Annotated in this window: 9 protein-coding genes; 1 reads left to right on the forward strand and 8 read right to left on the reverse strand. The window is 61.3% G+C overall.

The window, feature by feature from the left end; all coding sequences use genetic code 11:
* The 8 genes from L972_RS21945 to L972_RS13900 form a co-directional block, all read right to left on the reverse strand.
* On the reverse strand, positions 1 to 124 hold a 124-nt coding region (locus L972_RS21945; protein ID WP_047438971.1), incomplete at its 3' end, for a heavy metal-binding domain-containing protein.
* A gap of 162 nt (positions 125 to 286) precedes the next feature.
* The gene (dedD, locus tag L972_RS13870; protein ID WP_040066443.1) at positions 287 to 1,087 is read right to left on the reverse strand and encodes a cell division protein DedD; all 801 of its coding nucleotides are present in this window, start codon (positions 1,085 to 1,087) and stop codon (positions 287 to 289) included.
* A gap of 74 nt (positions 1,088 to 1,161) precedes the next feature.
* Positions 1,162 to 2,421 carry a bifunctional tetrahydrofolate synthase/dihydrofolate synthase gene (folC, locus tag L972_RS13875; RefSeq protein ID WP_047438926.1) on the reverse strand — a complete coding sequence of 420 codons (1,260 nt, stop codon included), beginning with the start codon at positions 2,419 to 2,421 and terminating at the stop codon, positions 1,162 to 1,164.
* A gap of 2 nt (positions 2,422 to 2,423) precedes the next feature.
* A complete protein-coding gene (gene accD, locus L972_RS13880) occupies positions 2,424 to 3,287 on the reverse strand; it encodes an acetyl-CoA carboxylase, carboxyltransferase subunit beta (RefSeq protein ID WP_042053089.1) in 864 nt (287 codons plus the stop codon).
* 119 nt (positions 3,288 to 3,406) lie between these two features.
* Positions 3,407 to 4,216 carry a tRNA pseudouridine(38-40) synthase TruA gene (truA, locus tag L972_RS13885; protein WP_040066446.1) on the reverse strand — a complete coding sequence of 270 codons (810 nt, stop codon included), beginning with the start codon at positions 4,214 to 4,216 and terminating at the stop codon, positions 3,407 to 3,409.
* A gap of 200 nt (positions 4,217 to 4,416) precedes the next feature.
* A complete protein-coding gene (locus L972_RS13890; protein ID WP_047438928.1) occupies positions 4,417 to 6,621 on the reverse strand; it encodes a FimV/HubP family polar landmark protein in 2,205 nt (734 codons plus the stop codon).
* A gap of 271 nt (positions 6,622 to 6,892) precedes the next feature.
* Positions 6,893 to 7,909, reverse strand: a complete 1,017-nt coding sequence (locus L972_RS13895) for an aspartate-semialdehyde dehydrogenase (protein ID WP_047438930.1) — start codon at positions 7,907 to 7,909, stop codon at positions 6,893 to 6,895.
* Between the two features lie 193 nt (positions 7,910 to 8,102).
* Complete coding sequence (locus L972_RS13900; RefSeq protein WP_047438932.1) at positions 8,103 to 9,224, reverse strand: 4-phosphoerythronate dehydrogenase; 1,122 nt, start codon at positions 9,222 to 9,224, stop codon at positions 8,103 to 8,105.
* A gap of 247 nt (positions 9,225 to 9,471) precedes the next feature.
* Between L972_RS13900 and L972_RS21655 the strand changes: the two genes are divergently transcribed.
* A partial coding sequence (locus tag L972_RS21655; protein ID WP_047438933.1) for a phosphatidylglycerophosphatase occupies positions 9,472 to 9,954 on the forward strand: 483 nt, incomplete at its 3' end.

Genomic DNA, 9,954 nt, shown 5'->3' on the forward strand with positions numbered 1-9,954 from the left:
TGTCGCGGATCCCGGCGAAGAGATCCTTGAAAATGTTGGCGCCGAGAATGGCTTCGCCAACCACGATGCCGCGGTATTCACGAATGGCTTTGCCTTCCAGCATGGGGGTCGTCGAGAGGATCATCTTGAACTCCTGTGAGTAGCAGAAGGGCTCAGACTACCCCAACTGCCCGAAAATCCCAACCGGGTGGTGGTCTGTACGACGCCGTCCTTAAAAATCACGACAGCCAGATAAAAAAACACCGCGCACGGGGCGCGGTGTTTTTTTCAGAGGGCCATTACACCGTTACGGGTTGTAAGAGACTACCGAGCCACTGAGGCCGGTCATCTGGGAAATCCGCCCCTGCATCCCTTGCAGTTTGGCCTTGGAGACATCCGGCCCGATAAAGACCCGGTTGAGCTGACCCTGCACCGGTGTGCGCGGCGAAGTGTGGGCAGAGTAGCCCGCCGCCCGCAGCTTGCTCACCAGCGCGTTGACACTGTCGACGTTCTTGAAGGCGCCAAGCTGGAGGATCCAGCTACCCTGTGCCGGTGCCGCAGCAGGCGCGGGGGTGGTCGGCTGGGTCATTTTGCTTTCAATCAGATCGTCGAGGGACTTGATCTGACCCGCCTGCGGCTTGGTCGGTGCGGGCGCCTTGGCCACTTCAACCGGTTTGGCTGGCGTCGGCTTGGGTGCTGGCTTTGGCGGTTCGACCGGCTTTTTGGCCACCACTTCCGGCTTGGGCTGTGGCTTGGGTTGGGCATTCTGTTGCGGCTGGACCGGCGCCGGTGCGGCAGGGGTTGTCGCCGGCTGCGCACCGTTGCCCTGACCGGCGAGGGTCATGGGGTCAGCCACCTCTTCCACTTGCCACTGTTGGGCCGCAGAGGCTTGTTGCTGGCTGGCCAGATGATCGGCGGGCAGGCTGCTGGCTGCCGAGACCTGCAGCGCAGGCTTGGCAGGCTCCAGCTCGGGGCGCAGCGGGATCTTGGCAAAGGCCTCCTCCTTTTGTGCCAGCTTGTGACCATCCAGCAAGTCCGGCAGGAAAATAACAACCAGGGCCACCAGGATGACGGTGCCCACCAGACGGTTTTGAAACTTCGAGGCCAAGTTGAATCCTACCTTTACGTAACTCAATATGCGATTTGGCTCCCCGCCCGAAGGCCGGGGAGCCGGGGTGTGGCCTAGACGGCGACACCCGCCAGAATGTCGGCGACAGTGTAAAACGAACCAAACACAATGACCATATCGTCCGGACTCGATGCGGCCAACGCTGCCTGATAAGCGGCGCTGACATCATCAAACTCCCTGGCAGGGCCCTTGCCCTCCCCCAGCGCCGCAGCCAGCTGCGCAGCAGTGGCGGCGCGCGGGCCGGTGAGGCTGGCCAGATACCACTCGCCGATCAGACCATCGAGTTCGGCAAGGGATCCCGCCATGTCCTTGTCTTTGAGCATGCCGACCACGGCGCGGCGCACACCCGTGCAGGGCATCTTGCGCAATTGCGCGGCCAGATAGGCCGCCGAATGAGGGTTGTGGGCCACATCGACGATCACCAGCGGCGCACTTTGCAACTGCTGCATCCGGCCAGCCAGCCGGGCATTGGCAAGCCCGTCACGAATGGCGGACTCCGGCAGCGGCAAGCCGAGGGATTCCAGCGCCGCCAGCACGGTCACCGCGTTCATCAGCGGCAGCGCCGGTTTTGGCAGATCCCGCCACTGGTTGAGTCCGTGATAATCCCAACCGCTCTCGTGCTCATCGCCACGAAAATCGATACCGACCTGACGCAGGTTGGCGCCAAGACGCTGGGCTTCGCTCGCGATAGTCGCAGGCGGATTGGGCTCCCCGCTGATGGCGGGTTTACCGGCGCGATAGACCCCAGCCTTCTCCACCGCCACAACTTCGCGGGTATCCCCCAGCCAGTCGCAGTGATCGAGGGCAATGGAGGTGATCATCGCCACATCGGACTCCACCACGTTGGTGGCGTCGAGCCGACCACCCAGCCCCACTTCCAGCAGCAGCACATCGGGGGCGGCGCGGCAGAAGAGCCACAAACCGGCCAGGGTGGCAAACTCGAAGAAGGTAAGGGCAATCTCGCCGCGAGCAGCTTCCACCTCGGCAAAGGCGGCGCAGTGATCGTTGTCGGGCAGCTCTTGCCCGTTGACCCGCACCCGCTCGGTAAAGCGCAGCAGATGGGGCGAGGAGTAGACACCGACCTTGTAGCCTGCGGCCATCAGAATGCTGGCCGCCATGGCACAGCTGGAGCCCTTGCCGTTGGTACCCGCCACCGTGATCACCTTGAACGGCAGCTGGGTGAGACCCATGCGCCGGGCAACGGCACCGACCCGATCCAGCCCCATGTCGATATTGACCGGATGGATCTGCTCCAAATAAGAAAGCCAGTCGACAAGCGACCGGCTTTGGGATTGTTGCATGTTTGAACTCATCTTCACTCTTCGATGACGTGAGTATTCAGCATTTTGGCGAGCAGGCTGGCCAGACGGTTACGCATTTCGCGGCGATCGATGATGATATCGATGGCACCCTTTTCCAGCAGGAACTCGGAGCGCTGGAAGCCTTCCGGCAGTTTCTCGCGCACGGTCTGCTCGATAACGCGCGGGCCGGCAAAGCCGATCAGCGCCTTGGGCTCGCCCACGTTGATGTCACCCAGCATCGCCAGACTGGCAGAGACGCCACCCATGGTGGGGTCGGTCAGCACAGAGATATAGGGCAGGCCGGCTTTGGACAGACGGTCCAGCGCCGCACTGGTCTTGGCCATCTGCATCAGGGAGAACAGCGCTTCCTGCATGCGAGCACCACCAGAGGCGGAGAAGCAGACCAGGCCACGGCCTTCCTTGATGCACTCCTCGACGGCGCGTACAAAGCGGGCACCGACCACGGAGGCCATGGAGCCACCCATGAAGGAGAATTCGAACGAACAGGCGACAACCGGTACCCCTTTGAGGGTCCCTTTCATCACCACCAGCGCATCTTTCTCCGCCGTCTCTTTCTGAGCGGCAGACAAACGATCCTTGTAGCGCTTGGAATCCTTGAATTTCAGTACATCCTGCGGCTCCAGCTCGGCACCGATCTCGGTACGACCCTGCTCATCGAGGAAGCTCTCGAGACGGGCGCGGGCGCTGATGCGCATATGATGATCACACTTGGGGCACACTTCGAGGTTGCGCTCCAACTCTGCCCGGTAGAGCACCTGTTCACAAGCACTGCACTTGGTCCACACCCCTTCCGGAATGTTGTGACGACGGGGCGCAGTGATCTTGCTCTTGGGAAGAATCTTCTCAAGCCAGCTCATGGAATTCCTTAATGCTTTTGTGCCTGACAAAACGCATCGAGCCTAGATTGTTCAATGACTTAATAGCTCGATGGCAACAAATGACGGGTCATTAAACCACAATTTTTCGGGCGCAGTTACTAAAAACTGGTCGTACCCGGTGCCGAGTCCGGCAGCCACAGCGGGCCGAGCGGCAACTGCGGCAGAGCAAACTCGGCCGGGTAATCTACGTCGACCAAATAGAGGCCACCGGCCTTGGCGGTCGGCCCGGCCAGATTGCGATCCTTGGCAGCCAGCACCTCGGCAATCCACTCCACCGGTTTGAGCCCCTGCCCCACCAGCAGCAGGGAGCCGGTGATGTTGCGCACCATATGGTGCAGGAAGGCGTTGGCCTTGATGTCGAGCACGATGTAGGGGCCGGAGCGGCTGACACACAGATGGGTCACATTGCGCCACGGGGTGTTGGATTGGCAGGCGACGGCACGGAAGGTGCTGAAGTCGTGCTCCCCCAGCAGGCTCTGGCCCGCCTGGTGCATCAACTCCGCATCGATGGTCTCGTGGTAGTGGCTGACGCCACTGCCGAGGATCGCCGGCCGGTAGTTGTGGTTGTAGATGACATAGCGGTAGCGACGGGCGGTAGCGCTGAAGCGGGCGTGGAAGCTCTCGTCCACCTGCTTGACCCAGCGCACGGCGATATCCGGCGGCAGGTTGGAATTGAGCCCCAGGGTCCAGGCCCCTTCGGCGCGGTTCGCCTCGGTATCGAAGTGGATCACCTGACCGGTCGCATGGACACCGGCATCGGTGCGTCCGGCACACTGGATGGAGACAGGGTGGTTGGCGATCCGGCTCAGCGCCGTCTCCAGTTCAGCCTGCACGCTGATCACTTCACGCTGACGCTGCCAGCCGAAATACCGGCTGCCGTCATATTCAATACCTAGGGCAATTCGCATGGATAAACTTGTCTTGTTGTGAAAACGCAGTGAAAGAAACGGGGCGGATTATACGCGCTCAGCCCGAAAAGTCCCACCACACGCCGCAATTGGCCTGGATGGTCAGCCTGCGCGGCCATGACCCCCCATCGCAAATCGCCAAAAGAAGAGGGCAGCCTGCTGGCTGCCCCCGTTTTGCTGATCCCGTGATGGGAGATGCTTTAGCCCAACCGCTTGAGCAACTTCTCGGCTTCGGCGCGCTGGTGATCGCTACCCTGTTCCGCTGCCTCTTGCAGCAGCTCGCGGGCGCTATCCTTGTCGTCAATCTCGAGGTAGGCACGGGCCAGATCCAGCTTGGCCCCCACACCGCCGTCGTCGGCATCCACATCAAATCCGGTGGATTCCGGCAGCACCTCGGGGAAGCCATCGAGCCCCACATCCAGCGAGAAGCCCTGATACGGCTCCTGCTCCGGCGCGGTGGCATCCGCTTCGGCCAGCAGCTTGTCGATCTCGACGTAGCCGCTCTCTTGCGCCTGCTCACGGGGTTGAACATCTGCCGGATGAGACTCCACCTCGGCGAACGCATCTTCGAAATCGGAGAGCGCCAGCTCGTTGGGATCCCACTCCAGATCCAGCTCCGCTTCTTTCGCCTTGACAGGCTCAAGACCGAGCTCGGCCAGCATGGCATCCGCACTCTCGTCGGCGTCCTCTGCGGCACTGAGATCAATGGCGTTATCATCTTTGCCAGCAGCAGGCTCGTCGAGGGCACTGTCGAAATCACCGAGATCGAAGCTCGCCAGATCGTCGTCAGCGGCGCCGACTTCGTCGATGGAGCTCAAATCGGGCTCGAGGTCAGCTGAGAGATCCGCATCCAGCTCGGCAAACAGGGCTGCCTGCAGCTCCTCTTCGCTCATGATCTCGTCAGCGGCCTTGGGCTTGGGATTGAACTCGCTGGCCAGATCCATGGCGGGCTCGTTGGCCAGCGCAATGGGCTCATCCAGCGAGAGATCGAGATCCGGCACCAGATCCGGGTCACGACTGGCTGGCTGGGCCGCCATCCGCTCGGGCTCAAAGCCCTGCAGCTCCATCTCGCCCTCGTCGCTGAACACCAGATCGACATCCGGCTTGGCGGCCGGCTCGTCAGGCTCCATCGGCATAAAGCCATCCGGGGTGTTGAGATCCGGCACCGGGCGCACCGGCTCGTTGTCGGTCACATCGACGCTCAGCAGATCATCAAACTCGCTCTGCTCCTGATCCATCATCATGGCGGTGGATTCGGAGAGGCTCTTCTCCTGCTCTTCCAGCTCTCGACGGGCACGGGCACGCAGCCACAGGGTCACCAGCGCCAATACCAGCAGCACCGGCAGCAGAATGATCATGGCGAGGTTGAGCGGTGAGGAGAGCAGATCCATCAACCAGTTTTTCTCAGGCTCAGGCTCGGCTGCCACCGGCGGGACCGGTTGTGCCTTGAGCTCGGCAATCTCTTTTTGCAGCGCGGTCTGATCCTGCAGCTGGGCTTTGAGGGTCTCGACCTCTTCGGTCAGGGATTGCAGACGCAGCTTGAGCCTGTGGTTCATCTCGGTCACCTGGCCGAGCTGGGCATTGGCATCTTCCAGTGCCAGCGCCATCTCGGTAGCCGGTTTGCCCACCGGTTTATCCAGATCGGAAGGCAGAGGCGCCGGGGTGGTGCCTTCTGCAGCGCTAGGAGCAGGTGCTACCGCCTCTTTCGGCGCAGGCTCGCTCACCTTGGCCACTTCTTTGGTTTCAGCCGCCGGTTGCGGTGCCACCACCGGGGCTGGAATGGGGGCGGCTTTCGCCACTGGCAGCGGCGCAGGCGCAGCCTTCACCGGCTCGGTCTTGGCGGCTTCAACCTTCACGGGTTTGGTGGCAGCCGATTTGGCGGTGTGAGCCTGCTTGTCAGCCAGATATTTGGGGCTTAACCCCTTCCAGCTGGCGTTGTCGCTACGGAACTTGGCGCGGGCCTGAGCATCGGTGATGACGCTCGCCTCGGCCGCGGTCGGCAGCAGAATGCGGGACCCCACCAGAATGTGGTTGATATTGCCATCGGCAAAACTGCGGGGGTTTTTTTCGTAAATCGCCACCATGGTCTGGTAGACGCTGACCCGATTGGAGGGGCGATATTTGCTCGCCAGGCTCCAGAGGGTATCGGTCGGACGAACGGGGCCATAGCTACCGGCATTGGCAGTGACCTGACGCACCACCGGCTGGGCGGTTGCACGCACCGGTTGCGCCACGGGTCTGGCGACCGGCTGCGCCAGCGGCTGGGAATTGACGGCGGGAGGTGCGGGTTCGTCAGGGCCTTTTAGCTCGACAAAAAAAGGCTCCCGCGCCGAGTCTTCAGCCTGGACGGTGCCCAGCAGACCCAATGCGAGTAGCGTTGCCAATGTTATGCGGGAATGTCCCATATTCGTTCCTTCGTATGACGGCCCTATCACATTGAAAAATCTGGATAGTTACCCCAAAACAGTCGGTTCAATATAAATCAGGCTCGCCTGGCAAGCCAGCAGTCCGACACATTTAGCACCCAACTTGACCCTGAGTGTAGGAAAAAACTTAATCAGTTGATATCGCAACAGAATCTTGAAGTGACGGAGTGCGGCATGGGTCACACCCCGGTTTGATCACAGGCCGGATGCGCAGCACTCCCTGCTGCGCATCGGTGGCATCTGACCAGCCTTACAGATAGTCGCGAACCAGCAGCTCGGCAATCTGTACACTGTTGGTTGCCGCGCCCTTACGAACGTTATCGGCCACGATCCACATATTGATACCACTTGGATGAGAAATATCCTGGCGCACCCGACCCACCAGCACCTCATCCTTGCCGGTTGCGTCTCGCACCGGGGTCGGATAGTCCCCTTCGTCATCAAACAGGGTCACACCCGGCGCATTGCGCAGCAGGTCCTTGACCTGTTCGGCATCGAGCGGCTGGTGCAGTTCGACGTGTACCGCCTCGGCGTGGCCGTAGAAGACCGGCACCCGCACGCAGGTGGGGTTCACGGCAATGCTGGCATCGCCGAGGATCTTCTGGGTTTCCCACACCATCTTCATCTCTTCACGGGTGTAGCCGTTGTCAGTGAAGCTGTCGATCTGCGGGATCAGGTTAAAGGCGATCTGTTGCGGATAGAGGGTCGGTTCCACCGGACGGCCGTTGAGCAGATGAGCGGTCTGACCCGCCAACTCGCTGACCCCCTCTTTGCCGGAGCCTGACACGGATTGATAGGTGGCCACGTTGATGCGGGCAATGCCCACTTCGTCGTGCAGCGGCTTCAGGGCCACCAGCATCTGGATGGTGGAGCAGTTGGGGTTGGCGATGATGTTGCGATTGCGAAAATCGGCCAGCGCATCCGGGTTCACTTCCGGGATCACCAGCGGGATATCTTCGTCGTAACGGAAGCAGGAGGTGTTGTCGATGACGATGCAGCCGTGTTCGGCAGCAATCGGCGCCCACTTGGCAGAGACCTCGGCACCGGCGGAGAAGAGTGCGATCTGTACCTGGCTCCAGTCAAACTCCTCCACATCGAGGATATCGAGGTTCTTGCCGCCAAAGCGCACGGTATCACCGGCACTGCGGCTGGAAGCCAACGGATAGAGGGTCGCTACCGGAAATTCGCGCTCTTCCAGGATCTCGATCATCGCCTGACCCACGGCGCCGCTGGCACCCAATACCGCTACGTTAAACTGCTGGCTCATTCTGTTCTCCTCTGATAATGCTGCAATGGCGCCGGGTGGCGCCATGGTCGTCAGGCTCCCGCACGGCGAGATGACGCAGCCTGATATGGCTGAGCCGGCGCAGTAGCATCTGCGCCAGCTCAGTAAAAAATGGGGTCGAGGTAGGCAGTACGGCTCACCCCTTCCGGTTATCTTCCAACTCCTAGTCCCCGATTCAGGGGCGTGACAGCGCAAATCCCAGCTCGCCCAGCGCCTGGTCGGCAAACGCCCCCTCGATCTGCAGGGAGGATAGTTCACGGCGCTCGGGGTAGTGTTTGCGCTGCTCGTCAAAGCTACCTGGCAGGCTGAGTCGGGTCCGGAAGCGGGCATCATCGCGGCGCACGTCATAAACCAGATGCACCAGCTGCTTGATCAGCGCCTGATCCGGCGCGCGGCCCGGCACCACTGCCTGCACATCGGGGGCTGGCAGGAGCTTACTCAAATCCTGACGAGGCTGGCGTCCCAGCTGCTGGCAGAGCGCCTGATAGAGCATCCAGGTACCGCGGGCCTTCCCCTCCAGGCTGTAACCGGCGATATGGGGGGTGGCAATCTCGGTATGGGGCACCAGCGCAGCCAGTGGCTCGGGCTCGTTCTCCCACACATCCATCACCAGTCGCAATGGCGCATCGCCCAACTGGCGCGCCAGCAGGGCCCGGTTATCCCACACCTCGCCACGGGATGCGTTGATCAGGATCTGTCCGGCAGGGCGCGCGGCAATTTGTTCGGCATCCAGCAGATGGTAGGTGGCATCCAGCCCTTCACGGGTAATGGGCACATGGAAGCTGACGATATCGGCTCCAAGGGCGGTCTGATAATCGACAAAGCCCGCATCGGGGGTATTACGCGCCTTGGGCGGATCGCAGCGCAGTACCCGCATGCCGAGCGCTTGGGCCTTGCCAGCCACGCACTCGCCGGTATTGCCCGCGCCAATCACCGCCAGCGTCATGGCCGAGAGGTCGAGTTCATAACGCTCCGCTAGCACCAGCAAAGCGGAGAGCACATAATCCCCCACCGAATACTTGTTGCAACCGGGGGCGCTGAAGAAGGGAATATTGCGGCTTGCCAGCAACGCCTTGTCCACATGGTCTGTGCCTATGGTGGCGGTACCGACAAACCCGAGTTTGGGGCTGGTCGCCAGCAAATCGCCGTTGACGCGGGTAACCGAACGCACCAGCAGCACATCGGCATCCAGCAGATCGCGGGCCTGCATCTGTCGTCCGGGCAAGGCGATCACTTCGCCAAATTCGGCAAACAGCTCCACGGCATGGGGCATATTCTCATCAACGACTATCTTCATCGGGCTCTCTTTGGTCACAACCGCCACGGGGGCGTCATTCTAGCGCAAAGCCGCCCGAGATTTCAGCCTGTGATGCAATCCGGCGCGAAAGGGGACCAGATTGCGCGGCAGCCGCTCCATCCGCCCGCTCAAACAGAGGATGTCACCACAAATGTGTAAGCAGAGGTAACAAACGTGCTGCTCGGCTTTGTCCTGACATGTCACGGTGGCACAATGCCCCTCTTTTTCGCGATCGCCCATATCCACCATGCAGCCACACGCTTCGTCGCTCCCAACGTCAACCGCCTCACTCACCCGCAGCCAGGTGCTTGGCTTCACTGCCCTGTTGATCCTGCCCCTGTTACTGCTCGCCACCCTGCCCTGGCAGCCTTTTCTGACCGGCTCCCTGCAATCAGGCTGGTTATGGTGGTCATACGCCCTCACCCGCATGGTCGATCTGCCCGGGATCGGGGTCAGTGGCGCCCTCTTGCTGATGCTGACTCGCTACAAACTGAGACTGGAGTGGGCCTCCTTCATTGCGCTGGGGTGTGCACTGGCGGCCCTGCTTGCCAGCGACTGGGTGCTCAAGAGCCTGATCAAGCACCTGACCGAAGAGCCCAGACCCTATCTGCTCTGGCTGGAGAGTCAGGCGCTGATCCCGGCCATCAAGAACTTCTACGCCAGTAGCGTCGATGTGCGCAGCGAACAGGTTCACGCCGCCAGCCAGCTGCTGGCCCTGCCAGAGTGGCTC

Source organism: Aeromonas sp. ZOR0001 (assembly GCF_000801015.1).
GTDB classification, from domain to species: Bacteria; Pseudomonadota; Gammaproteobacteria; order Enterobacterales; family Aeromonadaceae; genus Aeromonas; species Aeromonas veronii.

Coding starts and splice junctions, on each gene's coding strand:
- folC (WP_047438926.1), bottom strand. CDS start 2,421: ATGAGTTCAAACATGCAACAATCCCAAAGCCGGTCGCTTGTCGACTGG.
- L972_RS13895 (WP_047438930.1), bottom strand. CDS start 7,909: ATGAGCCAGCAGTTTAACGTAGCGGTATTGGGTGCCAGCGGCGCCGTG.
- L972_RS13900 (WP_047438932.1), bottom strand. CDS start 9,224: ATGAAGATAGTCGTTGATGAGAATATGCCCCATGCCGTGGAGCTGTTT.
- truA (WP_040066446.1), bottom strand. CDS start 4,216: ATGCGAATTGCCCTAGGTATTGAATATGACGGCAGCCGGTATTTCGGC.
- accD (WP_042053089.1), bottom strand. CDS start 3,287: ATGAGCTGGCTTGAGAAGATTCTTCCCAAGAGCAAGATCACTGCGCCC.
- L972_RS13890 (WP_047438928.1), bottom strand. CDS start 6,621: ATGGGACATTCCCGCATAACATTGGCAACGCTACTCGCATTGGGTCTG.